Raw genomic sequence first — 25,446 nt, 5'->3', positions numbered from 1 at the left:
TTTGCATCCACAACGGAGCTCTCTGGAGATCCATCGAACTATCAGTATCATTATGTTGCATACCATTCTCTCAGTTTCAGGTAAGCCTGGACTCTATCGCCTCCTCTCCTCGGGGAAGAATAACCTCATCGTCGAATCCCTTCAGACGAAGAAGCGCATGCCCATCCTGCCTAAGGATCGCGTCGTGGCCCTATCAGATATCTCTATGTTCACCGATGGTGAAGACATCCCTCTCTCAGAGGTGCTCACCCGTCTGCATGAGAAGCTGGCCGGAGTAGCTGTCACTGAAGACCTGCTCAAGGATGCAGAAGCGCTTCGTACTTCCTTTGGTGAGGTGATCCCTAACTTTGACCGTGATCGTGTCTACACGTCAGACATCAAGAAGCTCTATACTTGGTACAATATCCTCCTCGAAGCAGGTATCACCAACTTCGCTGACGAGACAGAAGAATAATCCTAATTCGCTTAGGTAAGTCGAGCCCCAAGCTCTAGGTACATACCCCTAGAGTTTGGGGCTCGCTCGTATAGGGGAAGGCTTCTTCTATGGGAGTCCTTACATTAGTCACTCGAGAGCATTAGCATTCTCATTTGAGATCATTGGCGCTCTAATGCTCAGGTGTTAGCACTTATTACTCAATAGCCTTAGTACTAAGTAGATGAGGGCATTACCCTCATTACCCATAAACTCTGGCGACTTGATGGGCGATTCATTTGCCCTTTACGGCTCTTCGGTCTTCCCGATACCTGTTTAGGGGAATTCTCCAGCCTAAATCCCCTCAATTTCCACTGCGTTATAGACAATATTGATGCCCGTATTGATAGAGGGTATTAAGTAAAGTCATCGGGATATGAACTATTTGATAATCTTAGGGTTTCCTATTCGAAGGGTAGGATTTTCTCCTTGAAACGACTTGCTCAGTTCGCCCCTCGCCCCTGTGTTTTTGGGGGAAATACCCCAGCTGAAGCACTAGGAGTGCCCCATTACATGGGGTATAGGTGTAGTTGTGGGGGACGTATTTTGATATAATATATATCTTTGCGTAGTCAGTGTTGCAATAAAGGGTGTTAATACAGATTATTTTCCATTATTAAGGGTATTCTGCTCTCCCTGTTTGCCACCGACCAGAACGAGAAGATAGGGCGGTCCTCCCCTTCGTAATGAGGTAGGGTAGACGCCCCTTCGGTTCGGAGGAAGGAAGATTACATAAGTACCTAATATAGAATGCAGTTATGGCTAAACTCAAGAAAGAAGACTTGCTAGAGATGTACCGCAAGATGGAGGACATCCGCAACTTCGACAACAAGGTCAATCAGCTCGTGCGCCGTGGGGAAGTCCCAGGTATGACGCACTTCTCCGTGGGAGAGGAAGCTGCCAACGTCGGGGCTATCTCTGGTCTCGAGAAGGGAGACTTCATCACTTCCAATCACCGTGGCCACGGCCAGAGTATCGCTATGGGCATCGACCTCAATGGGATGATGGCCGAGATCATGGGTAAGGCCAATGGTGTCTGCAAGGGTAAGGGTGGCTCAATGCACATCGCTGACGTAGATGCTGGTAACCTCGGTGCCAACGGGATCGTCGGTGGTGGTATGGGTGTCGCTATCGGTGCAGCCCTCACTCAAAAGATGAAAAACACAGGTAAGATCGTAGTCTGCTGCTTCGGTGATGGAGCTACCAATGAAGGTACCTTCCACGAGACGCTCAATATGGCTGCTATCTGGAATCTCCCGGTGATCTTCTACTGTATCAACAACGGCTACGGGATCTCTACTCCTATTAGCTCCGTCATGCGCCCCAAGCATGTCTATGAGCGTGCTGCAGCCTATGGCGTCCCCGGAGTCTTCATCGAGGACGGCAATGATCTGCTAGCTGTACGTGAGACGATGGACAAGGTGATCAAGGATGTACGTGCTGGCAAGGGGCCCGTACTCGTAGAAGCTATCTCCTATCGCTGGTTCGGTCACTCCACTTCTGACCCAGGTAAGTACCGCACAAAGGAAGAAGTAGACGAGTGGAAGAAGAAGGACCCCATCCTCAGGTTCCGTAATTACCTGATCGAGAAGAAGCTGGCCAAGGCCGAAGAGCTTGATGCTATCGAGGCTGCAAGCCACGCAGATGTCGAAGCTGCTGTAGAGTACGGACGCAAGGGTCCTGAACCCTCTCCCGAATCTGCCTTCGAAGATATCTTCACCGAATAAGCTATTCGGTCTTCACTAACCCTATTAAACGAATAGACTATTATGATAGAAGGACAAGAAACAAAGGTGATGTCCGTACGCGATGCGATCATCGAAGCGATGAGCGAAGAGATGCGTCGGGATGAGAATGTATTCCTCATCGGTGAAGATGTCGGTGTCTATGGAGGTGACTTCGGTACTTCCGTCGGTATGCTTGAGGAGTTCGGGAGCGAACGTGTACGTGATACCCCTATCTCTGAGAATGCCATCTCGGGCTGTGCTGTCGGTGCTGCTCTGACGGGTATGCGTCCTATCGTCGACGTGACCTTCATGGACTTCATCGTCTATATGATGGACAACATCGTCAATCAGGCAGCTAAGACCCGCTATATGTACGGCGGTAAGGGTTCTGTGCCCGTAGTCTTCCGCTGTGCTGCTGGTTCGGGGCTCTGCTCTGCAGCTCAGCACTCACAGAGCTTGGAAGCATGGTTCTGCCACATCCCTGGTCTCAAGGTCGTAGCTCCAGGTACTCCTGCTGACGTCAAGGGTATCCTCAAGGCTGCTATCCGTGACAATAACCCTGTGATCTTCCTCGAGTACAAGGCTCAGTACAATATGAAGGGTGAAGTTCCTACTTCTCCTGACTTCGTCCTACCTCTTGGTAAGGCTGATCTCAAGCGTACCGGTAAGGACGTGACTGTCGTCACCTACGGCCGTATGCTGGAGCGTGTCCTAAAGGCTGCCGACAAGGCACTCGAGAAGGGTATCGAAGTCGAAGTCGTCGACCTGATGACTCTGATGCCTCTGGACAAGGAAGCGATCATCAATTCTGTGAAGAAGACGGGTCGTGTACTCCTAGTAAACGACGCTCACAAGACGGGTGGTTTCCTCGGAGAGATCGCTGCGACGATCACAGAGAGCGATGCATTCGACTACCTTGATAGCCGTATCCTGCGCCTGGCTGCCGAGGATATTCCTACGCCTTACAACCGCTCGCTCGAGATCGCTATGCTACCTGATGTCGACCGCATCCTAGAGTACATAGAGCGCCTCTACAACAAGCGCTAGTCCCCGCACACAAGTGACACTACTCATGCGTATAGCCCTCCCACTGATTCGCTGGAGAGGGCTATACGCCATAAGAATAATCTAAATATGGGAAATGATAAACTAAGAGCCACACCTGCGGCTCGTTCTCTAGCTCAGCGCATGGGGGTCGACCTCAATGCGATCGCTGGATCGGGCTATAAGGGACGTATCCATGCAGAGGATGTGGCTGAGTTCAGCTACGAGAAGGCTGGTGGTATCACTCCTTTGGCAAAGAAGATCGCCGACGCCTTTGGTCTCGACACGTCTTCTATCCAGGGATCCGGCTTCCGTGGCAAGATCACACGTGCCGACGTAGCGAAAGCTCTGGGCGGTCGCTACTATCCTAACCTCGAGGACATCATCGATCCATTCACGGATACCGATGGTGCTGTAGCTTCAGCTCCTGCAGCTGGCTCTGCCGCTGCGAAGGCTTCTGCTCCTGCCTCATCGCCAGCAGCTCCCGCAGCAACCGCTGCTCCTAAGGGCGATATCGAGATCGTGCCTATGAATATGATGCGTCGTGTCATCGCCAAGCGTATGGCCGATAGCTACTTCTCAGCACCAACCTTCGTCCTGAACTACGAAGTCGACATGTACGAAGCTACTAAGCTCCGTAAGCAGCTCCTTGAACCCATCAAGGAGAAGACGGGCAAGAAGCTCACCGTCACCGATATCATCTCCATCGCTGTCGTGCGTACGCTGATGAATCATCCCTATATCAACGCCACCCTTTCAGCTGATGGCTCACAGATCGAGCTTCACAACTATGTGAACTTTGCTATGGCTGTCGGTATGGACGAAGGCCTTCTGGTACCTGTTGTCCATGGAGCTGAGAAGCTCGGACTGGTAGACCTGATGCTTCGCCTCAAGGACATCACCGAGCGTGCTGTCGGCAAGAAGCTCACGCCTGCGGATCAGGAGGGGAGCACCTTCACCATCTCCAACCTTGGTATGTATGGTGTCGAGTCCTTCACTTCGATCATCAATCAGCCTAACTCCGCTATCCTCTCCATCGCTGGTACGAAGGAGATGCCCGTCGTACGCAATGGCGAAGTCGTCATCCGCCCTATCATGAAGATGAGCTTGACCTCCGACCACCGCGTCATCAACGGCCTTGCCGCTGCCAAGTTCATGCAGGAGCTCAAGGCTACCCTGGAGTCGCCACTACCACTCCTCGTTTAATCCACCTCATACGAAACACAAAAGATATCCTATATAGATATGGCAACAGAGATCATCATGCCCAAAACGGGCCTAGACATGACAGAAGGTGAGATCGTCAGCTGGCGTAAGAACGAGGGTGACCCCGTACAGGCTGGTGAAGTCCTCCTTGAGATCATGACGGACAAGACGAGTATGGAGCTCGAAGCTGAAGCTTCAGGCGTCCTGCTTAAGATCACACACCAGGCTGGCGAGACAGTACCCATCGCCGAAGTCATCGGCTACATCGGCGAACCTGGTGAAAGCCTCGAGACCGTCCGTACGAAGGATGAGATCATCCCTGAGAAGCAGGACGGCCCCAAGCACGAAGGTGCTGCTAAGCCATTGATCCATCTCGACGGCTCCTATCACCTCTGCGTCATCGGTGGTGGACCTGCTGGGTATGTAGCAGCTATCCGTGCTGCTCAGCTCGGTGCTAAGGTAGCTATCGTCGAGAAGGCTGAATTCGGTGGTACTTGCCTCAATAAGGGCTGTATCCCTACCAAGACATTCCTCCGCAACGCAGAGATCATCGACGGGGTAGAGCAGGCTGCTGCTCGCGGGATCAACTTCGCAGATATAAGCTTCTCTGTAGATATGAAGAAGCTCGTCAGCTACAAGGACAGCGTCGTCAAGAAGCTCACCGGTGGTGTCTACTCGCTACTCAAGAGCAATGGTGTCGAAGTCTTCCGTGGTGTCGGTAAGATCAACCGAGATAAGGACGTCGTAGTCGATGGCAAGGACATCATCAAGGCCGACAAGATCATCCTCGCTGGTGGCTCCAAGGTCGGTCGCCTACCTATCCCTGGTATCGAGCATCCTGCCGTACTGACCAGCGATGATATCCTCAGCCTGCAGGAGCGCCCCGAGAGCCTCGTCGTCATCGGCGGTGGTGTCATCGGTGTCGAGATGGCCGAAGCTCTGGTATCGCTTGGTACTAAGGTCACAATCATCGAGATGGCTGACTACATCATCCCTGCTCTTGACAAGGAAGTCTCTCAGACTCTTCGCTCAGAACTCGAGAAGCGTGGTATTACCATCCTCACAGGTGCAGCTATTGAGAAGATCGAAGACCGCTCAGGCAAGCTCGCTGCAGTCCTCAAGGATGGCCGTGTCATCGAAGGTGAGAAGGCTCTTCTCTCGATCGGTCGTGTGCCTGATCTCGAAGGCGTCGGTGAGATCGAATTCGAAATCGAGCGTGGTCGCATCAAGGTCGACAAGTACATGGAGACCAGCGTCAAGGGCATCTATGCTCCTGGTGACGTCAATGGTCTGAAGATGCTTGCTCATACGGCCTTCCGCATGGGTGAAGTAGCAGCTGAGAATGCACTGCAGGGCAACGAACGTGCTCTCAAGATGCTCTCTGCTCCTTCGGTCGTCTATACTCGTCCTGAGGTAGCTACCGTAGGTCTCACCGAAGATCAGGCTCGTGAGAAGTACGGAGATATCCGTGTCGGTAAGTTCCCCTTCGTAGCTAACGGCCGTGCACTTGCTTCTGGTGAAACGCAGGGCTTCGTCAAGGTCATCCTCGACAATAAGTATGGTGAGATCCTCGGTATCCATATCATCGGTGCTATGGCTGCAGAAATGATCAGCCAGGCTTCGCTGATCATGGAGATGGAGGCTACGGCAGAGGAAGTGATCGCTACGATCTACGGTCACCCCACCTATTCCGAAGCGCTCTACGAAGCTATCGGTGATGCCCTCGGTCTTGCTATCCACCTTCCCGCTAAGAAGAAGTAAGGACTAGCATCCCCTATATTAAGAGGAGTCTATTGAGTCTTCTCACCCCTAGATGAGTGGCTAGAGTATCCATCGGGATGCTCTAGCCACTTCGCTTTATCAGGATAACTATATTGGATCTGCCTTATATCCCTTTGGTGCTCTATAGTAATCAGCTCTTAGTTTACTACTTTCGCTCTCCTATGGCTATGTATAGGGCTTTCTCTATCTTTGGATATCGTTTCACACACGGACGATACGATTAGTCCTAATAACACTACACAACACGATGGAAGAACAGAACTACAAGCTCCTTGACGGGAAGGCAACCTCCGCACAGATCAAGACCGAGATCGCAGCAGAGGTCGCTGCTCGTGTGGCTGCAGGTAAGCCAGCTCCGCACCTAGTGGCCATCCTTGTCGGGCATGATGGAGGCAGTGAGACCTATGTGGCCTCCAAGATCAAGACCTGCGCTGAGGTAGGCTTCCGATCTACGTTGGTCCGCTTCGAGGATGATGTGACCGAGGAGCGCCTCCTTCAGGAGATCCACCGCCTCAATGAAGACCCCGAAGTCCATGGCTTCATTGTACAGCTCCCCCTACCTAAGCATATCGATGAGCAGAAGATCATCGAAGCAGTTGATCCTAAGAAGGACGTGGACGGCTTCCACCCGATCAATGTCGGGCGAATGAGCATCGGTCTTCCCTGCTTTGTCTCGGCGACTCCTCAGGGGATCATGGAGCTACTGAGCCGATATAAGATCGAGACACGTGGCAAGCACTGCGTCGTCCTCGGGCGTAGCAATATCGTAGGGAAGCCCATGGCGCAACTTCTCCTTCATAAGGGCTATCCTGGTGACTGCACCGTCACGGTATGCCATAGCCGTACCACGAATATCAAGGAGCTCTGTCTGCAGGCGGATATCATCATCGCAGCTCTTGGCGTCCCTGAATTCTTGAAGGGGGATATGGTGCGTCCTGGAGCTGTCATCATCGACGTAGGTACGACGCGCGTACCTGATGCTTCACGCAAGAGCGGGTTTAAGCTCACGGGAGACGTCGCCTTCGACGAAGTCGCTCCTCGTAGCTCGTACATCACGCCCGTCCCTGGTGGTGTCGGCCCGATGACGATCATATCACTCATGCTGAATACCCTTCAGGCAGCGAAGCTTCAAGAGGCTTAGTTCGCCCCCATCCCGATAATAGCAGAGAGCCTGCACCTAGTATGCGTGTACTAGGTGCAGGCTCTCTGCTTGGTGGGTGAAGCTCCTTCCTTGGAGGAAGGCTACTTACTATGAGTGGCTTTACTCTCTCCCCGTATGACCGAAGCCTCCAGTACCTCGGTCGCTATCCTCTAGGTCAGACACCAGCTCCCACTCGACCAACTCATGCCGTGCTACCACCATCTGAGCGATACGCTCTCCGTCCTGGATGGTGAAGGGCTCTCGGGAGAGATTGATCAGGGGGATCATGAGTTCGCCACGGTAGTCCGAATCGATGGTACCTGGACTATTGGGGAGGGTGATGCCGTGCTTCGTGGCGAGTCCACTACGAGGGCGGATCTGAGCTTCGTAGCCAAAGGGGAGCTCCATATAGAGACCCGTGGGGATGAGTACCCGACCGAGGGGCTCAAGGACGATGGGCTCCGTGAGGTTGGCTCGTATATCCATACCTGCAGAGCCTGTAGTAGCGTAGCTCGGGGCAGGATGGTGCGACTTATTGATTAGCTTGACAAACATAGTGCTGTGTGCTGTAGGGGAGGTGCCGAGCGAGGATAGAGGCTGGCCTTGCCCACTAGGCAGGATCCTTCCAGTCGCCACCCTCCTTGATGAGATGGATCAGGTGCTCTACGGCTTGTGCTTGAGGTACACCCTTCTTGATGCACTCCTGCCCCTTGTAGAGGTCGATCTTACCCGGAGCTGCACCTACATAGCCGTAGTCTGCATCGGCCATCTCTCCAGGACCATTGACGATACAGCCCATGATACCGACCTTGAGCCCCTTGAGGTGTGCTGTAGCTGCCTTGATCTCAGCGATGGTGCTCTGCAAGTCGTAGAGGGTACGACCACAGCCCGGGCAACTGATGAACTCGGTCTTACTCATCCTCAGGCGAGCAGCCTGCAGGATACCGAACTCGGTCTTGATGATCTCTTCGGGGGAGATATGGGGAGCTTCAAGGGCAAGTCCATTGCCCCAACCATCGAGGAAGATGCTCCCACAGTCTGCTGCAGCATAGAGACGGAAGAGATCTAGGTCTGTCGTCTCATAGGTGCGTCTCAGTAGGATAGGAGCAGTTACCCCAAGACGGCGAAGCTTAGTGAAGCCCCAGCGCCAGTCGGCTACGGGATTCGCTCCCTTACTCTCTAAGAGAATAAGCGTCTGTGGCTGGTCAAGGAGGGGAGCTACACGCTCAGGAGTGATCTCGTCTGTCGTGAGGGTGCATACCGGGATACCGATGATCGGGGTGGAATTGGGTAGCTGAAGCACTCCCTCGGACGTGAGTACCGCATCGGGGCGCTGGGCTAGTGACGATAGGTCCTCATGACCATGGGTGGGGTAGAGTACGATGGGAAGGTTAGCCCCACCGACGAAGGAGCCGAGGGCTGTGCTTCGCTTGCGGTCTTCTTGGCTGAGGGATCGGTATTCTTCCCAAGAAGGGAGCTCTCCTCCTAGCGAAGGGGCATGCTCTCGCTGGGAGATATAGTCTACGAGGGCTCGGGCTACGGGGATCTCACACTCAGGCTCTTCGCTGAGGGATACACGGATGGTATCGCCTATACCATCGGCTAGGAGCGAGCCTATACCTACGGCACTCTTGATGCGACCATCCTCACCTTCGCCTGCCTCTGTCACGCCGAGGTGGAGGGGATAGGCTGGATAGCCTAGCTCATCGAGGCGCTGGACGAGCAGGCGTACTGCTGCCGTCATCACGACAGTATTGGAGGACTTCATCGAGATCACGATATCGTGGAAGTCGTGCTCCCTACAGACATCGAGGTACTCGAGGCAGCTCTGTACCATCCCCTCGGGAGTATCCCCGTAGAGCATCACCATACGCTCGGAGAGGGAGCCGTGATTGACGCCGATACGGATCGCACGACGGAGCTCCTTGGCTCGCTCTACGAACGCTCCGAAGCGCTCACGCACCCGCTGGTGCATGGCCTCATATACCTCTTCGCTCCACTCGGTGATGCCCTTGGTGTCGACATAGTTCCCGGGGTTGATACGTACCTTCTCGACATACTCTAGGGCGGTGTCGGCAGCTGTCGGGTTGAAGTGAATATCTGCTACCAGGGGTGTCGTGATACCACGGGCTCTGAGCTCGCGGTGGATCGCACCGAGGTTGGTAGCCACACGCTTATCCTGAGCCGTGTAGCGTAGATATTCAGCTCCAGCATTGATGATCCGCTCAGCTTGAGCTACGGCAGCCTCGGTGTCTAGCGTCGAGGCGGTGGCCATGGACTGCACACGGATGGGGTAGCCGGAGCCTAGAGGAGTGTCTCCGATCTGTACGACAGCTGACTGGCGTCGGTGATAGGTACAGGGGAGGGCGTGTAGCGAGGGGGATTGGTTTTCTACCATGAATGAGTCTTCTAGAGTGCAAAAGTAAACCCAGAAGGCATTGGGATACCTTCTGGGCTTACAACATATAGACCAAGGCGTTAGTTCGTCTTGTGGGCGAACTTCACCTCAGAGAGTTCTTTGTTAGCCTTCACTACCTTCTCCTTGAGCGACTCCTTGTAGGCCTCAAGTCTACGGTAGAGCTCTTCGTCGGAGGTCGCCATCATCTGTACGGCCAAGAGGGCAGCATTCTCTGCAGCATTGATCCCTACCGTGGCTACGGGGATGCCTGGAGGCATCTGCACGATGGAGTAGAGTGCATCCACTCCCTCGAGGCTGGCCTTGATAGGCACACCGATGACGGGGATGGAGGTCATCGAAGCGATGACACCACAGAGATGGGCGGCCATACCTGCAGCGCCGATGATCACCTTGATACCACGCTCCTTGGCAGAGGTAGCGAACTCCTCCACTTCCTTAGGGGTACGGTGCGCTGAGAGTGCTAGCATCTCGAAGGGGATACCCAGGGCATCCAGCCGAGCTGCGGCCTTCTCCATGATGGGCAGGTCAGAGGTACTGCCCATGATGATGCTGACTAGTGGGGAGGCTTGCATTATCCTGCGATGAGCTTCTTGTAGTCGTCGGCGCTCAGTAGGCCTTCTACATCATCAGCGTTGGCTGGCTTGATCTTCACGATCCAGCCCTTGCCATAGGGATCGCTATTGACGAGCTCAGGGCTATCTTCGAGGTCGGGGTTGACTTCGAGGATCTCACCTTCGAGAGGGAGGAGGAGATCAGAGACGGTCTTGACCGCTTCGATGGAGCCAAAGACTTCCTCAGCGCTGAGGCTTTCTCCTTCGGTGTCGACATCGACGAATACGATCTCTCCGAGCTCACCCTGAGCGTAGTCCGTGATACCTACGTAGACGACATCACCTTCGAGACGAGCCCATTCGTGATCCTTGGTGTACCGTAGTTCCTGTGGAATGTTCATGTTCTTTCTTGGGGGTTATAAAAGTTAGTTGATACGATTTGTTTGCTTGCTTTGTGAAGCAAAGATAAGCAACATATTCGGATGTTACGCTAGGGGAGCGGGAACTTTTATCTTCCCTCTTCCCATCGACTCTCTAGAGCCTCCAAGTACCACCCAGAGAGGCGTAGCTGATCGGGTCGTAGCTCGAGTGTGTCCTGCCGTAGCAGAGCTCCAGCTCAAGGCTCGGAGAGAGGGTGTAGCGCATCCCTATATCGGCTCCGTGCTCGGGGTGATAGTAGGTGCGGAAGTTGCCGTAGTACTCGACGAAGCAGTTCCAGCGCTTCGACGGAGTGTAGCTCAGCTCTGTGACGACGAAGAGCCCTCGCATGCCGTCTGAGGAGGCGAGGTTGTAGGTGAGGGCTAGCTGGGAGGTGATCGCATTCTCGAAGGCTAGGCAGAGGTCCGAGGTCACGGGACGGCTCTGGAAGTCGGGAGCATAGCACAGGTATCCGACGAGGGTCATCGCAGGGATGAGCCCCTCACCGGAGAAGAGGTTGAGCTTGGAGCTGAGGTTGAGGTTGGTGAAGCGGGGAGTATCTCCTCCACGCTTGCGCATGATCCCCTCCAGACGCACCTCTAAGTCTTGGATGATCCCATAGCGGAGCATGAGTCCAGCCATCTTGGCATGCGACGAGGCTCCGATACCCCATTCTACCTGCAGGCGACCCGGGGCGGTGACCCTTACGCCTTCACTTTGCTCGGGGCGATCGGGCTGTAGATAGTCTTCGAAGGTCTGGGCATAGCCTCGCTCTAGCGATAGGGGGAGGAGGACAAGGATGAGGAGTAAATAGCGAAGTCGGGGGAAGATCTTGATCATAGATGAATCATCATACGTTTACACAAAGGTACACACTTTATAGGCCAGAGCCTGCATGTCTCAACTCCCTCCGGGGCTAAAGATAATCCCCCCACACTTCCCTGATCTTTGGGGAGGTGTGGGGGGATTGATTTATTGAATCGGTGCCGTCGTCCTCTATCGAGGGGCTCCATGCTCGATCTTCGTCTCTTCTTTTGGATAGAAGGGGAGAGAGGTGGGGATGTGCTTTGGGGAAGTCTATAGTCTGAAGGAAGCGCCCAGAGCAGCATAGCTCACGCCTCCACTATGGTAGTACGTCCTACCGCAAGAGAGGTCGATGAGTAGGTCCTTCGTCAGCGCATAGCTTAGCCCGAGGTCGCACCCATGCACTGCTGGACCAAAGACCCCATAGTACTCGACGAAGGAGCTAAGTCGATCGGAGAAGTCGTAGCCCAGCTCTGCAGTCACAGCCAGCCGACGCATCCCTTCGGCAGAACCTATATTATAGGTAAGGTAGAAGCCCGAGGTCAGCTCCTGCTCGAAGGCAAGGGTGAGGTCGCCGGTGAGTCTCCGTCGCTCCTCTTGGGGCGTATAGTTCAGATCCCCGACAAGTGCCATAGCTGGGATCCATCCTTCGCCAGAGAAGAGGCTTAGCTTCGAACTAAAGGTGAGGGTGGAGAATTGTACTGCTCCGTGGTGTGGGCGCTCGAGCTGTCCCCCTAGGCGAAGCTCTAAGTCGGGGATGAGGCCATAGCGAAGCATCAATTCCATATTATGTGCTCCCGAGTCGCCACCTACGCCCCATTCTAACTGTAGGCGTCGTGGGGCCAAAACGCTTGTCCCTTGGCTCTGGTCAGGGCGGTCTACCTGCATCCTGTCGTCGTCCGTCTGGGCAGATAGAGCGCAGGTCACCCCCGTGATAGCTATGAGTGTGAGGCTCCATCTACGGAGCAAAGAGGAGTGTAATCGCATCTTAATTATGATAATGAATGTATCAGCGCAAAGATAATAACACCATAAAGTTCTCGGGCCTCCATGCGTCCACCAGTATGTACCGAGGCTCCTAGGTGCATCTCCTTCTCAAGTCGGCCTCTGCCCTCCACCGTAGGGCTCGGAGTATCCTTTGCATCCCTTCAGTCGCTCGTTCGTTATAGCTACTTGAATGGCGTTGGGTATTTAGGATGCTCACCAGCTGGTGATTGGCCGATGGATATTCTGCCAATATTCAAGTATCCTCTCATCGAAGCCAATGATCTGATCAAGGTCTTTATCTAGGGCTATCCCTAAGCTAGGAAATGCATAATAAAACCCTCGCTCTACTACTTGCTCTGTCTCTAGTAAGAGTCTCATCGCATCTTTTGCTGGCATAGAAATATCCCCTATTTGTAGCTTCGTGTCTTGCCCTAATTTGATATTCACTTGCCCCAATGTACCATCATAGAAGGACAAGAAGAATGTCTCTGTCCTGATCACGCTTTTACGGCTCTGATGCTCTATCTGAAGTGCTAGTTTCTTCTGAATAGCATGCTCCGTAGCTCCCAGCATGAATCCTCCAATGGATTCATAGGGGGTGATGCTTATCACCTTACTTCTCTCAGTCTTGGTAGGAGTGCTCTCAATGTATTCCCGTTCATAGTCCGTCTTTAGATGAGGGGCATATACCAATACCTCTGCAAACTCATCTTGATCTTGGGAGAGGGAGATCACAAGGTTAAGCGAGGGAAATATAAATCCTTCGCTTATTCTATGACCATGGTTCTGCTCTGCAAATTCCTCCATAGTCTTGGGCGAAACGATTATCCCGCCAAGTTCAACCTGTGTCACATCTTGAGTAGAGATGGTCTCTATCCGATTATTCTCTCGCTCTATGTAGTAGGTCCGACCATTGAGTTCTTGCTTTGTGCAGGAGTATGTGCGACCTTTTTCTTTTTGCCCTGAGGAGAGGGGCTCTTCCTCTAGTGAAAGTCCATCCAAGGAGAGGTGTCCGATCTTGACCATAATCAGTGAACTATAACCTTAATGGGCAGTTAGCCCCTTTGTTCGTGATGGGTGATTCTTTCTTTGCCTATCCAATCATTTCTCCACTACCTGCTCAATGGTATGTGCTACGATGGATAGATAAGCTAGCTTCTGGCTCAGTAACTAAAGCAGTGTGTGCTATGCTGAATATCTTAATCCTAATCTATGCGCCTTTGTCAAACATGCTCCTGTAATCGATCTCTGATAAGTCGCGAATATAGGAAGAGGGGATCTTGTCAACCGGAGTAAAGTGTAGGAAGAAGCCATATTCTCCAGTATACTGCCGACTATGATCAAGGCTTTTTACTCCAGTTATCTTGAGGGCATAGATCCCTTGTGCGAGGCTAAGGCGAATGCCTTTGTTAGACTCCACTAGCTGGTCATCTAGGATGTAAGATGATGGCAATGTATCTTGACTTAGATACATAGAGTGATTCCATTCTTGCATAGCCTCAAAGCTAAGCACCCAAATAGGGCCTTCCCTAGTATCCAGGTAGAATCCATCCCATTCGCCCAATATCTGCCAATCGGCTAAACTTACCTCATCTCCATCCATGAGGATGTCAATGACATAATCAGACATATTGATATGAGGAATGGGGATGAACGTTCCTTCCCGAGTGAACTCGTGAAATGTGGTTGGGCTACTGTCGAAGAGGGAGAGCATCTTCTTGTGTCTAATCTTATGGGACTTCCTCAATTTCTCAAAGCCCGATACAGAGACAATTGCTATTCCATACCCCAGTGATTCAATATGCATGAGATCGTTCATTTTCTTCTCTTTAGAGTCTTCGTTGGAGCGTCGTCCTAGGCAAAGATGAGCTCTTTTCGCGACATGAGTAGCTCATATTCCCTCCCTCATACCAGCGAGTGGGCATCGTGGGCGTTAGACGTTGATACCGGTGCTAGTGTCGGCGCGACCGCTCTGCATCTTGCCTTCGGTGGTCTCGGTAGAGGGTGGGGCGAGGGGAGGGAGGCGTGCGGGGAGAGCGGGACGAGCCTCGGGGGCGAGGTCGTCCACATCCCTATACTAGGATTGGGGGGATCAAGAGTCCAGAGGCAAAGATAAGGACTGCGTCCAAATAAAGAAGGCCGTGCCTCCAGCTCCCGAGCCACTGTAGTGGTAGGGGAGGGCTGGAGGCACGGCCTAAGAGTATAGGGTAGCCTACTAGAGGAGCTGGTGGCTACGACGGATGAAGGAGGCGAGTGCCTCTCCTGAGAGGAGACCATTGCCTAGGAGAGCGAGGTCGATGAGCTGACCTACGAGCAGTTCGCTCGCACCGAAGCTCTGGAGCTCGGACTTGATCTTGCCCTCGATCTCCGACTGCTTGCTCCGGAGCGCCTCCAGCTCTTCACGCTCTGCAGCGGTGACTTCCTCGGGATTCTTAGCCGACTGTACGGTCTGGGCGGCTTCTACGAGCGAGGTCTGCTCCTTGAGTTCGGTACGTAGGTTGGCGAGCTTAGGTTCGACCACCTTTGCTTCCTCAGTGAGGAGACGCTGGATGAGGGGATGCTCGGTGTTGAGGACGACATTGTAGCCCTCGGGGAGGTCACCATAGAAGTTCATCCCGGGCTGTAGGCGAGCCATCTCCTGCATACGGCGCATGAACTCACCTTGGGTAATGAGTACGGCGTCGGCATCAGCCCCCAGAGCTTCGAGGGAGACGCTGTAGTTGCGCTTTGCCTCACGAGGTAGTCGTCCCTCGAAGATCGCCTTCAGTGTGCTTTGCTCGGTCTCAGAGAGTGCTACGGCACGCTGCTCTTCCTTGGCGATCAGCTTCTCGATAGAGTCGGAGTCGACACGTACGAAGCGAGTCTTCTCGAGCTTCTGCTCTAGCTGAGAGACGGCATGTACATCGAGTGGCCCATCCAGCAGGAGTACGGAGTAGCCCTTCGCCTGAGCACGCTCGATGGCGGCATACTGCCCTTCACGGTCGTTGGTGTAGAGCCAAATGAGCTGACCATCCTTGTCCGTCTGGTTGCTCTCGGTGAGGGTACGATACTCCTCTAGGGTGAAGTGCTTACCCTCGAGATCTGTCACGAGGTCAAACTTCACAGCACGGTCATAGAACTTCTCATCAGAGAGCATCCCATACTGGATGAAGACCTTCAGGCTCTCCCACTTTTCCTCGAAGAGGGGGCGCTCATTGCGGAAGAGTTCATCGAGTCGGTCTGCTACCTTCTTGGAGATGTGGTTGGAGATCTTCTTGACCTGAGCATCGCTCTGTAGGTAGGAGCGAGAGACGTTCAGGGGGATATCTGGTGAGTCAAGCACCCCATGTAGGAGGGTGAGATACTCAGGGACGATACCCTCGACCTCCTCGGTGACGAAGACCTGATTAGCATAGAGCTGGATCTTATTGCGCTGGAGCTCCATCTGGTTCTTCACCTTGGGGAAGTAGAGGATACCCGTGAGGTTGAAGGGGTAGTCTACATTGAGGTGGATCCAGAAGAGGGGCTCTTCGAAGGTCTGAGGGTAGAGCTGGTGGTAGAAGGCGATGTAGTCTTCATCCTTGAGCTCGGAGGGCTTCTTCGTCCAAGTAGGGTGAATATCGTTGATCTGGTTGTCCTCGTCGGTGTCTACATAGGCACCGTCCTTCCACTCCTGCTTCTTGCCGAAGATGATGGGCACGGGGAGGAACTTGCAGTACTTGTTCAGTAGGGTAGAGAGGCGATCCTTGCTGAGGAACTCTTCGCTCTCGCTGTCGATATGTAGGATGATGTCCGTACCTCGCTCCGTGCGATCACCCTTCTCCAGGGTGTACTCAGGGCTACCCTCACAGCTCCAGTGAATAGGCTCAGCACCCTCACGATAGGAGAGGGACTGGATCTCCACACGAGAGGAGACCATGAAGGAGGAGTAGAAGCCCAGACCGAAGTGACCGATGATGGCGACCTTGTCATCCTTGTACTTGTCGAGGAATTCCTCTGCACCCGAGAAAGCGATCTGGTTGATGTACTTCTCTACCTCATCCGCAGTCATCCCGATACCTCGGTCGCTGACGGTGATGGTCTTCTGCTCAGGGTCGAAGCTGACAGATACCTGTAGCTCTCCGAGCTCGCCCTTGAACTCCCCTGCGGAGGCTAGGGCACGGAGCTTCTGCGTAGCATCTACTGCATTGGAGACAAGTTCCCGAAGGAAGATGTCATGCTCACTGTAGAGGAACTTCTTGATGACGGGGAAGATATTCTCACTCGTTACCCCGATCTTACCTTGCTTACTCATAGAGTCTATAGTTGATCTTGTATGATGGATATGCGTGTTATCATCCCTCGGTATTCAAAGGGGATGCCACCCTGCGTCTCTACGACAATATGGCAGACCTAGCCCTGCTATCGGACGATGGAGCGGATCCAAGCGAAGAGCTCACCGAGGGCATAGTCTCCGCTGTGCGGACGATTCCAAGGGAGCTTGAAGTTAACCTCCTTGCCTGTGTTCTCCAGCTTGGTAGCTAGGTTGATGATGACGGGGAAGGCTGTATCTCGGTCTCTCGCTCCGTGTCGGATGTACCAGTGGGGAGCGGTAGAGGCCTTGGGGGCTCCGATATAGTTCATGGGGTTCATCAGTCGGATACGCTCCTCGAGGGCGGGGCTAAGGCGTCTCCCCGTCTGAGTCGCTGCCCATGGGGTGAAGTTAGCATCGCTCCCCGCATCGTCTCCGAAGAGTCCATTCTCCCCGCTGGCTGTCGCACCGCCGACACCATAGCTGTCGAAGGCGGGGACTCCCTTCAGTGGCTGTGTGGAGACGACATAGTCGAGGTACTTCGAGAGGTCGAGGTCGGTGATGTACTCTCCCTGCTGTCGCTGACGGGGACCCATACCCTGAGGGGGCATGCCTGCACCTGAGTTGGGGGTAGGAGGAGCTCCGACTCCGCCGTTGATAGGCGCCTGTCCATGGGCCTGCTGGGAGAAGGAGAATCCGATGCTGTCGGGGATGGTAGCCCCAGCATCCTTGGCCTCCTGAGCGCTCGTGATGAGGAGCTTCTTGAGGTAGGCGGGGTAGGTCTCTGCTGTCAGAGGTGTGCCGTCAGGGAGGCTCAGCCCAAGTGAGGCTTGATAGGCGGGGAACTGACTCGCTAGCGCTGTCGTGATGGCTCGCTTATCCTCGCTGAGGGACTGCCTACTCGCCGTCTGCCCGTAGAGCCACTCGTAGGCCATGTCGGCATGATCTAGGTCGATGATAGGGCAGTAGCATACCGAGGCGAAGACATCATCACGCTCTTCGGCTGCCCCCATTGCTTTGAGCGCTGGGGCATAGCTCGGATGATTGCCCGTAGCACCGAGCAGGGCGGACATCGCTCCTCCAGCGCTGGTACCATCAGTGATGATACGCTCCTTGTCCCCTGGGATCTCCCTAACGAAGTGGCGGAGGTAGCGTACGGCAGCCTTGAGGTCGAGTAGCCCCTTGGGCGCTCGCCCCGTGTAGAGGGTCTTCTTGCCTTGAGGCACCGTCGAGCGACGCCCACGACTACCTGGGATCACGAGGACATAGCCCTCGGCTAAGGCTCGTCCAGAGGCATCGTCTGCCTGAGGACCGCCTGCTCGGCTCTCCATGTAGCCTCCTACATAGGTGCGTAGGAAGATAGGGGTACGCTCCGTAGCCCCATCGGGGACGAAGATATTGAGGTACTGATAGGTGGAGTCCTCTACGTGGGTCACATAGTAGAGCTGGGTATAGGCGGTGTAGCTCACGCTGTGCCCATCGGGCATCGTGAGCTGAGTCTTCACCCCCTTGGAGCGATCGAAGCTAAGGGGAGTGACGGTCTTAGTCTTGGCAGAGAGCCCCATGGTGCAGAGGGCACCGAGCAGTACGAAGAGGGACTTTTTCATCTTCTGTATATTGACTTAGTGAGTGAATCGTGATGGATAGCGAAGTGCTCGATCAGAGAGGCACTTATTGTCCCTTAGAGCTCCAGCAGAGGGGAGGGTTTAAAGCCTCGTCGTGCTCAGCCTAAATTTGCCCTCTGGGGTGGGCTATTATCCTTCATCCTAGCACCCCATTCATGGGTCGCTCGAGTACCCCATGAATGGGTCCCTCGGGTGACCCATGTATGGGTCCCTCTGGGGAGGCATGCATGAGTGTCTCTGGAGTGGATCGGGTGAGGGCTTGCTAGACCCCAGGCGGATAATACACGGAAATGTACGCCGAGGCTGAGTATTTTGTACCTTTGGGTAAGAGGGTGACCTCAGAGACCCGTGTCACATACAGGCGTAGGTGGCACGCATCGCTATAGCATCAATGGAGACAATCAAGCAGATATTCCGCATAGGGAGTGGCCCCAGCAGTAGCCACACGATGGGCCCACGTCGGGCCGCTGAGCAGTTCCGTGCCCGCTGTCCTGAGGCTCGTAGATATGATGTCACGCTCTACGGGAGCTTGGCAGCCACGGGGAAGGGGCACATGACCGACGTGGCCATCCTAGAGACCCTCACCCCGGTGGCTCCAACAGAGATCCACTGGAAGCCCGATATTACCCTACCGTTTCACCCCAATGGGATGAAGTTCGAGGGCTTCGATGCTGAGGGGCGACTACTAGACACCTATACGGTCTTCAGTATCGGAGGTGGGACGCTGGCCAATGAGCAGTTCAACGAGCAGAAGTCCGCCACCATCTACCCCGACAGCCGGATCATCGACATCATGCATCGCATCCATGAGGAGGATGCTACCTACTGGGAGTATGTCGAGCACTACGAGGGTAGGGAGATCTGGGACTATCTGGCAGAGATCTGGCAGGTGATGCAGCGAGCCATCCATGCGGGGCTCTCCGCCGAAGGGGTGCTCCCCGGGGGCTTGGGACTGCGTCGTAAGGCAGCTCTCTACAAGGTGAAGGCCGAGGGCTATGGCTCGGCGAGCATCAAGAATAGAGGGCTCGTCTACGCCTATGCGCTCGCTGTCAGTGAGCACAATGCCTCTGGAGGGCAGGTCGTCACCGCCCCTACCTGCGGGAGCTGTGGCGTCGTCCCCGCCGTGCTCTATCATCTGAAGACGAGCCGAGACTTCCCCGACCAGAGTATCCTCAGAGCACTGGCCACGGCGGGGCTCTTCGCCAATGTCGTCCGCACCAATGCCTCGATCTCAGGAGCTGAGGTAGGGTGTCAGGGTGAGGTGGGGGTAGCCTGCGCTATGGGTGCAGCGGCTGCCAGTCAGCTCTTCGGTGGATCGAACCTCCAGATCGAGTACTCGGCAGAGATGGGACTCGAGCACCATCTAGGTCTGACCTGTGACCCCGTCTGTGGGCTGGTACAGATCCCCTGCATCGAGCGCAATGCCTTTGCAGCGGCACGAGCCCTCGACGCTAATACCTATGGTACCTTCAGCGACGGACGGCACCGAGTGAGCTTCGACCAAGTCGTCGAGGTGATGCGCAAGACGGGACATGACCTGCCTAGTCTCTATCGTGAGACTTCGACCGGGGGGCTCGCCAGCGCTTACTCTGCCAAGAAACCTCCTCGCCCTTGGTAATCACTTCATCACGATCCTGACCTATGCATCTCAGAGCATCCCTCCTCACGATCCTTGGCCTCGTCCTCCTCTCCCTGGGAAGCCTCGGAGGGAGACTTCATGCCCAGACCCCCGACACGATCCCTGCGATCCGTATGCTCAATGATAGCTTGATCGAGATCAATCTAGCCAATATCTACGTCTCGGCTCATCGCACGGTACGTCCACTCACCCCCTCGGAGCGTCAGCAACTCTGGCGACGCATACGAGACGTCAAGAAGGTCTACCCCTACGCCAAATATGTAGCCGCCACTATCATCGAGACCTACGAGTACATGCAGACCCTCCCTGAGAAGGAGCAGGAGCCTCATCTGAAGCGTGTCGAGGTCGAACTCAAGCGGGACATGGAGCCTAAGATGAAGGACCTCACCCTAGGACAGGGAAAGCTCCTGATCAAGCTCATCAATCGCCAGTGTGGGATGACGGGCTACGAACTTGTGCAGGCCTTCCTCGGGGGCTTCAAGGCCTGGACATGGCAGATCTTCGCCCGCATCACGGGGGCTAACCTCAAGTCGACCTACTCCCCCGAGACTAACCCTGATGATGCCCTCACCGAGCGTATCGTCCGCCTCTATGACCAACATATCCTCTGAAGACTAGACTGAGCACAATGAGAAAGCGCCTTTGCCTCTACTTCCTACTCCTCTTAGGTGTGAGCCTCTCGGCAGTGGGGCGAACGAAAGCTCCCATCCGTGTAGCCTGTATCGGGAATAGCATCACCTACGGCTATGGCCTCCAGGATCGGGATCGGGAGGCCTATCCCGTCCTGCTACAGCAGTTCCTCGGGGCTAAGTATCAGGTAGAGAACTTCGGGAAGTCGGGAGCCACCCTGCTCGCTCGTGGGCACCGCCCCTACTTCCAGCAAGAGGAGTACCACCGAGCCTTAGCCTTCCGCCCTGATATCGCTGTGATCCATCTTGGGGTCAACGATACCGACCCCCGCAACTGGCCCAACTATCGGGATGACTTCATCCCCGACTACCGGCACCTGATCGACACGCTACGCTCCATCTCCCCTCGGGTGCGTATCCTCATCGCCCGTACGACGCCTATCGGCGTGGAGCACCCACGCTTCGAGTCAGGCACTCGGGACTGGCAGATCCAGATCCAGCAGGCTATCGAGCAGGTAGCTGAGACAGCAGGCGTGGAGCTCATCGACTTCCACAGCCCGCTCTATCCCTTCCCTCATTACTTCCCCGATGCCGTGCACCCTACCGCCCCAGGGACACGTATCCTAGCAGAGACCGCCTACCGAGCTATCTCGGGGAACTACGGCGGGCTACAACTCCCCTCGATCTACTCCGATGGGATGGTGCTCCAGCGTGAGCGCCCCCTCGCCCTCAGAGGTACGGCAGATGCTGGGGAGGAGGTCACGCTCAGCTTCCGTGGCTGGCGAGGTCGGGCTAAGACCAGCAGGCTAGGGGAGTGGTCGATCACCCTGCCTGCCCAGTCAGCAGGAGGCCCCTATACCCTCGAAGTGGGTACCTCACGCCGTAGGATCCAGCTCCATTCGGTCTACGTCGGTGAGGTATGGCTCTGCTCGGGGCAGTCGAATATGGCCTTCACCCTCGGGGAGAGTAGTGATGAGGAGCATCGCCCCATCCAGCCCGACAGCCTCCTGCGTATCTACAGCATGGAGCCTGCCCATGAGACGACGGCGACGGCTTGGCCTCTTAGCTTCCTCGACTCCCTCGACCAGCTTCGCTACTATCGCCCTACTTCGTGGACGGGAGCTAGCCCTAGTCGGACGAACATCTCAGCCATCGCCTACCACTTCGCCCGTGAGCTGAGGGATAGCCTCCAGATACCTGTAGGGATCGTCGTGAATGCCGTAGGAGGCTCACCTGCGGAGGCTTGGATCGACCGAGCTACGCTGGAGATGAAGCTTCCCGCTATCCTCCGTCACTGGCGAACGAATGACTTCATCATGCCATGGGTGCGGGAGCGTGCTGGGCAGAACCTCGAGGCACGTAGCGCCCCGCTCGCTCGTCACCCCTACGCCCCCACCTATCTCTATGATACGGGCATCCGCCCACTCAAGGGCTTTGCCTTCCGTGGGGCACTCTGGTACCAAGGGGAGTCGAATGCGCACAACGTCGAGGCGCACGAAGTACTCTTCCCCCTCCTCGTCGATAGTTGGCGGAAGACCTTCGGTGCTAAGCTTCCCTTCTACTACGTACAGCTCTCCTCGATGGAGCGCCCTTCTTGGCCTGCCTTCCGTGATAGTCAGAGACGACTCGCCCGCCCTCAGGATGGGGTCGAGATGGTCGTATCTCTAGATCATGGGCTCAAGACCGATGTCCACCCTCGGGTCAAGTACCCCATCGGGCACCGTCTGGCACAGCTAGCTCTCTCGAGGCAGTATGGGTACAGCTCGCTGGAGGCTCGTAGTCCCGAGGTGCAGCACCTCACACTCCAGCCACAGGCACTCCTCATCTCCTTCTCGGGCACGACCCAGCTACGCACCTCCGATGGTGCTGAACTCAGAGGCTTTGAGCTCGTCACCCGTGAGGGGAAGACCTACCCACTCTCGGGCACAATCCAGGGGCAGACCGTCACCCTTCGTCTCCCCGCCTCCCTCCCCACTCAGGCACTCTGGCTCCTCCGCTATGCCTATCGCCCCTACAGCGATGCCAACCTCATCGGTGCCACGGGTCTCCCCGTAGGTACCTTCTCCTTAGATGTTAAGACCCATTCCCATGGCGCTCAATAGATCCTTCCGCTTGCTCGCCCTCCTAGGGGGAGCCTTCCTCGCAGGGGCTAGCTCCTGCTCTTCTTCGCTACCCGAACTGACGATCGACCTCGGTAAGTTAGCACCCAGCGACACCCTCGCCTACGTGACCTACATAGGGGAGGGCGTGCAGGAGACCGATACCCTAGTGCACTTCTCCAAGACGATCTCGCTGAGCCCTGATACAGCACGCTTCCGCAGGATCTCCTTCGTCCATGCTTCGGGGGCAGAGGTGCTCCTCTTCTCTTGGGATGGTAGGGCGTGGCAGAGGACTCAGAGCCCTGCTAAGGAGTCTGCGCCCCTCACGCCCCTCACCGAAGCCCATGACTTCCGGGGGCGAGACATCCAGGGGAAGGAGCGAAGCCTCTCCGACCTCTATCGGAAGCGCCCTGTAGTACTGGTCTTCGCCTCCCCCGAGCGTATGCAGAGCCTCACCAAGCAGGAGCAGGCTCAGCTGAGGACCAAGGCTCGCCCCGATAGCCTGCAGTTCGTCTTCCTCTATCCTTCCCTCTCTGACTCCACCGTACGGGCTCAGCTTCGTCGGGACAGCCTCGAGGGAATAGCCTTCTCCGATAGCCTAGGGCTTGTCACGAGGCTTCGCCATGAGTACGGCGTCCAGGGACAAGACCGACCCATACACCTTCGTATCGATACCCTAGGCAAGATCAAGCGCTGATACCCCTTCCCTCCTTACCTCTACTACACACGACACACCACCATGCTTGTCAAGACCTATGCAGCCGCTCTACAGAGCATCCAAGCGCAGACCGTCACAATCGAAGTCAACTGTACACGGGGCTCCTACTTCCAGCTCGTAGGACTGCCCGACACAGCGATCAAAGAGAGTCAAGATCGTATCATCTCTGCGATCGAGAGTTCGGGATATAAGTTCCCAGGGAAGCGCATCGTCATCAACATGAGTCCCGCAGACCTCCGAAAGGAGGGAGCAGCCTATGACCTCCCTCTGGCTATTGGCCTTCTAGCGGCAGATGGGCAGATACCAGCGGATCTCTTGGAGCACTACATGATCATGGGTGAGCTCTCCCTTGATGGATCTGTTCGTCCCATTCATGGCGCTCTCCCCATAGCTATACAAGCGCGTAGTGAGGGCTTCCGAGGCTTCATCCTCCCCGAGGCTAATGCTCGGGAGGCAGCGGTCGTCAATCGGCTCGAGGTACATGCAGCACGCTCCCTCCGTGAGGTGATAGCTATGCTCTCGGGTGAGGAGCCCCTTCCTAAGGTCGAGGTCGATACCCGAGGGGAGTTCTATCGAGGACTGAGGGAGGACTTCTTCGACTTCTCAGAGGTCAAGGGGCAGGAGACGGTGAAGCGTGCCCTCGAGGTAGCTGCAGCTGGCGGGCACAACCTACTCATGATAGGCCCTCCAGGCAGTGGGAAGTCGATGATGGCGAAGCGCCTCCCCAGCATCCTGCCTCCCTTCACGCTCGAGGAGAGTCTGGAGACAACGAAGATCTATTCGGTGGCAGGTAAGCTCGCTCGGGACGTCACCCTGATGACTGCTCGCCCCTTTCGCTCACCTCATCACTCCATCTCACCCGTGGCGCTAGTCGGTGGGGGTGCTAATCCTCAGCCTGGGGAGATCAGTCTTGCGCACAATGGGGTGCTCTTCCTCGATGAGCTCCCTGAGTTCAGTCGTGGTGTCCTCGAGGTCATGCGACAGCCTCTGGAGGAGCGAGTAGTCACCGTCGCTCGAGCACGCTACACCGTGGACTATCCTGCTAGCTTCATGCTTGTCGCTGCCATGAATCCCTGCCCTTGTGGCTACTACAATCATCCTACTCATGCCTGCGAATGCACTCCTCAGCAAGTACAGCGCTACCTAGGGAAGGTCTCTGGTCCGCTGCTCGACCGCATCGACCTACAGGTGGAGATCGTCCCCGTAGACTTCGATAAGCTCTCTGATATACAGCCTTCGGAGAGTAGTCAGAAGATCAGGGAGCGTGTCCTCCGAGCTCGGGAGATCCAGATCGCTCGCTTTGCTCCCTACCCAGGCGTACACTGCAATGCTCAGATGACCCCACGCCTCATGGAGCTCTTCGCTCGCCCTGATGCCGAGGGGCTGGAGAAGCTCCGTCTAGCCATGGAGCGACTAGACCTCTCCGCTCGTGCCTATGATCGTATCCTCAAGGTCGCTCGCACCATCGCCGACCTCTCGGGATCGGAGCTGATCCGTCGGGAGCATATAGCCGAAGCCATCCGCTATCGCAGTCTCGACCGAGGCTCGTGGGGACAGCGTGTGCGCTGAGGCTACCACTTCCCCATATTGGAAGTATCACATATCTTGACTATCTTTGCATCGCTTTAGAGTGGGCTTCGCCTGCTTTGAATGCTTTTAGGTAGAACTAGTAGCTCAGTAGGTAGAGCACATCCCTTTTAAGGATGGGGTCCTGGGTTCGAACCCCAGCTGGTTCACATCCTCAACGTTAGCTTAGCTTGGAGACTGCGTGTAGCAGATCTCCAAGCTAAGTTCGTTTAGGATACTAGGAGAAAGGGGGCTGAGCCACCCTGCGGAGAGGGAGGCCCTTGCCTCTGGCACAGAAACCTCCCAATAAGTAAAGCCCCCGCCCCCTCATCCTGCGAGATGAGGGGGCG

At 55.3% G+C, this 25,446-nt stretch carries 22 protein-coding genes and 1 tRNA gene; 12 read left to right on the top strand and 11 right to left on the bottom strand.

Annotated elements, in window-relative coordinates; translation table 11 throughout:
• Positions 1 to 52: 52 nt before the first annotated feature.
• The 6 genes from HMPREF1556_RS02475 to folD all read left to right on the top strand — a co-directional run bounded on the left by HMPREF1556_RS02475 (position 53) and on the right by folD (position 7,372).
• On the top strand, positions 53 to 454 hold the full coding sequence (locus HMPREF1556_RS02475) for a DUF5606 domain-containing protein (protein ID WP_021666640.1): 402 nt from the start codon (positions 53 to 55) through the stop codon (positions 452 to 454).
• A 776-nt stretch (positions 455 to 1,230) separates the two neighbouring features.
• A complete protein-coding gene (locus tag HMPREF1556_RS02470; RefSeq protein ID WP_021666639.1) occupies positions 1,231 to 2,199 on the top strand; it encodes a thiamine pyrophosphate-dependent dehydrogenase E1 component subunit alpha in 969 nt (322 codons plus the stop codon).
• A 42-nt stretch (positions 2,200 to 2,241) separates the two neighbouring features.
• Complete coding sequence (locus HMPREF1556_RS02465; protein WP_021666638.1) at positions 2,242 to 3,246, top strand: alpha-ketoacid dehydrogenase subunit beta; 1,005 nt, start codon at positions 2,242 to 2,244, stop codon at positions 3,244 to 3,246.
• Between the two features lie 87 nt (positions 3,247 to 3,333).
• Positions 3,334 to 4,449, top strand: a complete 1,116-nt coding sequence (locus tag HMPREF1556_RS02460) for a dihydrolipoamide acetyltransferase (protein ID WP_044125134.1) — start codon at positions 3,334 to 3,336, stop codon at positions 4,447 to 4,449.
• A 39-nt stretch (positions 4,450 to 4,488) separates the two neighbouring features.
• Positions 4,489 to 6,210, top strand: coding sequence for a dihydrolipoyl dehydrogenase (gene lpdA / locus HMPREF1556_RS02455; protein ID WP_021666636.1), 1,722 nt, complete (start codon positions 4,489 to 4,491; stop codon positions 6,208 to 6,210).
• Positions 6,211 to 6,478: 268 nt separating this feature from the next.
• Positions 6,479 to 7,372: a bifunctional methylenetetrahydrofolate dehydrogenase/methenyltetrahydrofolate cyclohydrolase FolD gene (gene folD, locus HMPREF1556_RS02450; RefSeq protein WP_021666634.1), complete on the top strand. Its 894-nt coding sequence runs from the start codon at positions 6,479 to 6,481 to the stop codon at positions 7,370 to 7,372.
• 120 nt (positions 7,373 to 7,492) lie between these two features.
• On the opposite strand, the gene dut is transcribed toward folD, so the two are convergent.
• The 11 genes from dut to HMPREF1556_RS02400 form a co-directional block, all read right to left on the bottom strand.
• Positions 7,493 to 7,927, bottom strand: a complete 435-nt coding sequence (gene dut, locus HMPREF1556_RS02445; protein ID WP_021666633.1) for a dUTP diphosphatase — start codon at positions 7,925 to 7,927, stop codon at positions 7,493 to 7,495.
• A 55-nt stretch (positions 7,928 to 7,982) separates the two neighbouring features.
• Entirely contained in the window at positions 7,983 to 9,770 is a 1,788-nt protein-coding gene (gene ispG, locus HMPREF1556_RS02440; protein WP_044125133.1) for a (E)-4-hydroxy-3-methylbut-2-enyl-diphosphate synthase, read from the bottom strand.
• A gap of 80 nt (positions 9,771 to 9,850) precedes the next feature.
• A complete protein-coding gene (purE, locus tag HMPREF1556_RS02435; RefSeq protein ID WP_021666631.1) occupies positions 9,851 to 10,363 on the bottom strand; it encodes a 5-(carboxyamino)imidazole ribonucleotide mutase in 513 nt (170 codons plus the stop codon).
• Positions 10,363 to 10,743, bottom strand: a complete 381-nt coding sequence (gcvH, locus tag HMPREF1556_RS02430; protein WP_021666630.1) for a glycine cleavage system protein GcvH — start codon at positions 10,741 to 10,743, stop codon at positions 10,363 to 10,365. The genes purE and gcvH overlap by 1 nt, the downstream gene beginning before the upstream one ends.
• Positions 10,744 to 10,876: 133 nt before the next feature.
• On the bottom strand, positions 10,877 to 11,599 hold the full coding sequence (locus HMPREF1556_RS02425) for a transporter (RefSeq protein ID WP_021666629.1): 723 nt from the start codon (positions 11,597 to 11,599) through the stop codon (positions 10,877 to 10,879).
• A gap of 237 nt (positions 11,600 to 11,836) precedes the next feature.
• A complete protein-coding gene (locus tag HMPREF1556_RS02420) occupies positions 11,837 to 12,550 on the bottom strand; it encodes a transporter (protein ID WP_021666628.1) in 714 nt (237 codons plus the stop codon).
• Positions 12,551 to 12,763: 213 nt separating this feature from the next.
• On the bottom strand, positions 12,764 to 13,576 hold the full coding sequence (locus HMPREF1556_RS02415) for a hypothetical protein (protein ID WP_021666627.1): 813 nt from the start codon (positions 13,574 to 13,576) through the stop codon (positions 12,764 to 12,766).
• A gap of 184 nt (positions 13,577 to 13,760) precedes the next feature.
• Complete coding sequence (locus tag HMPREF1556_RS02410; protein WP_021666626.1) at positions 13,761 to 14,369, bottom strand: hypothetical protein; 609 nt, start codon at positions 14,367 to 14,369, stop codon at positions 13,761 to 13,763.
• Between the two features lie 114 nt (positions 14,370 to 14,483).
• Positions 14,484 to 14,618: a hypothetical protein gene (locus tag HMPREF1556_RS08915; protein ID WP_021666625.1), complete on the bottom strand. Its 135-nt coding sequence runs from the start codon at positions 14,616 to 14,618 to the stop codon at positions 14,484 to 14,486.
• Between the two features lie 147 nt (positions 14,619 to 14,765).
• Positions 14,766 to 16,823, bottom strand: a complete 2,058-nt coding sequence (htpG, locus tag HMPREF1556_RS02405) for a molecular chaperone HtpG (protein WP_021666624.1) — start codon at positions 16,821 to 16,823, stop codon at positions 14,766 to 14,768.
• 107 nt (positions 16,824 to 16,930) lie between these two features.
• Positions 16,931 to 18,427, bottom strand: a complete 1,497-nt coding sequence (locus tag HMPREF1556_RS02400) for a carboxylesterase family protein (RefSeq protein ID WP_021666623.1) — start codon at positions 18,425 to 18,427, stop codon at positions 16,931 to 16,933.
• A gap of 409 nt (positions 18,428 to 18,836) precedes the next feature.
• Here HMPREF1556_RS02400 and HMPREF1556_RS02395 point away from each other — a divergent pair, with 409 nt between their 5' ends.
• The 6 genes from HMPREF1556_RS02395 (at position 18,837) to HMPREF1556_RS02370 (ending at position 25,266) form a co-directional block, all read left to right on the top strand.
• Positions 18,837 to 20,063, top strand: coding sequence for an L-serine ammonia-lyase, iron-sulfur-dependent, subunit alpha (locus HMPREF1556_RS02395; RefSeq protein ID WP_021666622.1), 1,227 nt, complete (start codon positions 18,837 to 18,839; stop codon positions 20,061 to 20,063).
• Between the two features lie 23 nt (positions 20,064 to 20,086).
• A complete protein-coding gene (locus HMPREF1556_RS02390) occupies positions 20,087 to 20,695 on the top strand; it encodes a DUF4294 domain-containing protein (protein ID WP_021666621.1) in 609 nt (202 codons plus the stop codon).
• A gap of 17 nt (positions 20,696 to 20,712) precedes the next feature.
• Entirely contained in the window at positions 20,713 to 22,815 is a 2,103-nt protein-coding gene (locus HMPREF1556_RS02385) for a GDSL-type esterase/lipase family protein (protein ID WP_021666620.1), read from the top strand.
• The gene (locus HMPREF1556_RS02380; protein WP_157047504.1) at positions 22,784 to 23,509 is read left to right on the top strand and encodes a hypothetical protein; all 726 of its coding nucleotides are present in this window, start codon (positions 22,784 to 22,786) and stop codon (positions 23,507 to 23,509) included. The genes HMPREF1556_RS02385 and HMPREF1556_RS02380 overlap by 32 nt, the downstream gene beginning before the upstream one ends.
• A gap of 42 nt (positions 23,510 to 23,551) precedes the next feature.
• A complete protein-coding gene (locus HMPREF1556_RS02375) occupies positions 23,552 to 25,099 on the top strand; it encodes a YifB family Mg chelatase-like AAA ATPase (RefSeq protein WP_021666618.1) in 1,548 nt (515 codons plus the stop codon).
• Between the two features lie 94 nt (positions 25,100 to 25,193).
• Positions 25,194 to 25,266: transfer RNA gene (locus HMPREF1556_RS02370), tRNA-Lys, on the top strand.
• The last annotated feature ends 180 nt before the right edge of the window (positions 25,267 to 25,446 follow it).

Source organism: Porphyromonas sp. oral taxon 278 str. W7784 (assembly GCF_000467855.2).
GTDB lineage: Bacteria > Bacteroidota > Bacteroidia > Bacteroidales > Porphyromonadaceae > Porphyromonas.
This window is presented reverse-complemented; position numbering and strand designations above follow the sequence as displayed.

Excerpts from the sequence above, each read along its gene's own strand:
- HMPREF1556_RS02475 (WP_021666640.1), top strand. The coding sequence starts at position 53 with ATGTTGCATACCATTCTCTCAGTTTCAGGTAAGCCTGGACTCTATCGC.
- HMPREF1556_RS02470 (WP_021666639.1), top strand. The coding sequence starts at position 1,231 with ATGGCTAAACTCAAGAAAGAAGACTTGCTAGAGATGTACCGCAAGATG.
- HMPREF1556_RS02465 (WP_021666638.1), top strand. The coding sequence starts at position 2,242 with ATGATAGAAGGACAAGAAACAAAGGTGATGTCCGTACGCGATGCGATC.
- HMPREF1556_RS02460 (WP_044125134.1), top strand. The coding sequence starts at position 3,334 with ATGGGAAATGATAAACTAAGAGCCACACCTGCGGCTCGTTCTCTAGCT.
- lpdA (WP_021666636.1), top strand. The coding sequence starts at position 4,489 with ATGGCAACAGAGATCATCATGCCCAAAACGGGCCTAGACATGACAGAA.
- folD (WP_021666634.1), top strand. The coding sequence starts at position 6,479 with ATGGAAGAACAGAACTACAAGCTCCTTGACGGGAAGGCAACCTCCGCA.
- dut (WP_021666633.1), bottom strand. The coding sequence starts at position 7,927 with ATGTTTGTCAAGCTAATCAATAAGTCGCACCATCCTGCCCCGAGCTAC.
- ispG (WP_044125133.1), bottom strand. The coding sequence starts at position 9,770 with ATGGTAGAAAACCAATCCCCCTCGCTACACGCCCTCCCCTGTACCTAT.
- purE (WP_021666631.1), bottom strand. The coding sequence starts at position 10,363 with ATGCAAGCCTCCCCACTAGTCAGCATCATCATGGGCAGTACCTCTGAC.
- gcvH (WP_021666630.1), bottom strand. The coding sequence starts at position 10,743 with ATGAACATTCCACAGGAACTACGGTACACCAAGGATCACGAATGGGCT.
- HMPREF1556_RS02425 (WP_021666629.1), bottom strand. The coding sequence starts at position 11,599 with ATGATCAAGATCTTCCCCCGACTTCGCTATTTACTCCTCATCCTTGTC.
- HMPREF1556_RS02420 (WP_021666628.1), bottom strand. The coding sequence starts at position 12,550 with ATGCGATTACACTCCTCTTTGCTCCGTAGATGGAGCCTCACACTCATA.
- HMPREF1556_RS02415 (WP_021666627.1), bottom strand. The coding sequence starts at position 13,576 with ATGGTCAAGATCGGACACCTCTCCTTGGATGGACTTTCACTAGAGGAA.
- HMPREF1556_RS02410 (WP_021666626.1), bottom strand. The coding sequence starts at position 14,369 with ATGAACGATCTCATGCATATTGAATCACTGGGGTATGGAATAGCAATT.
- htpG (WP_021666624.1), bottom strand. The coding sequence starts at position 16,823 with ATGAGTAAGCAAGGTAAGATCGGGGTAACGAGTGAGAATATCTTCCCC.
- HMPREF1556_RS02400 (WP_021666623.1), bottom strand. The coding sequence starts at position 18,427 with ATGAAAAAGTCCCTCTTCGTACTGCTCGGTGCCCTCTGCACCATGGGG.
- HMPREF1556_RS02395 (WP_021666622.1), top strand. The coding sequence starts at position 18,837 with ATGGAGACAATCAAGCAGATATTCCGCATAGGGAGTGGCCCCAGCAGT.
- HMPREF1556_RS02390 (WP_021666621.1), top strand. The coding sequence starts at position 20,087 with ATGCATCTCAGAGCATCCCTCCTCACGATCCTTGGCCTCGTCCTCCTC.
- HMPREF1556_RS02385 (WP_021666620.1), top strand. The coding sequence starts at position 20,713 with ATGAGAAAGCGCCTTTGCCTCTACTTCCTACTCCTCTTAGGTGTGAGC.
- HMPREF1556_RS02380 (WP_157047504.1), top strand. The coding sequence starts at position 22,784 with ATGTTAAGACCCATTCCCATGGCGCTCAATAGATCCTTCCGCTTGCTC.
- HMPREF1556_RS02375 (WP_021666618.1), top strand. The coding sequence starts at position 23,552 with ATGCTTGTCAAGACCTATGCAGCCGCTCTACAGAGCATCCAAGCGCAG.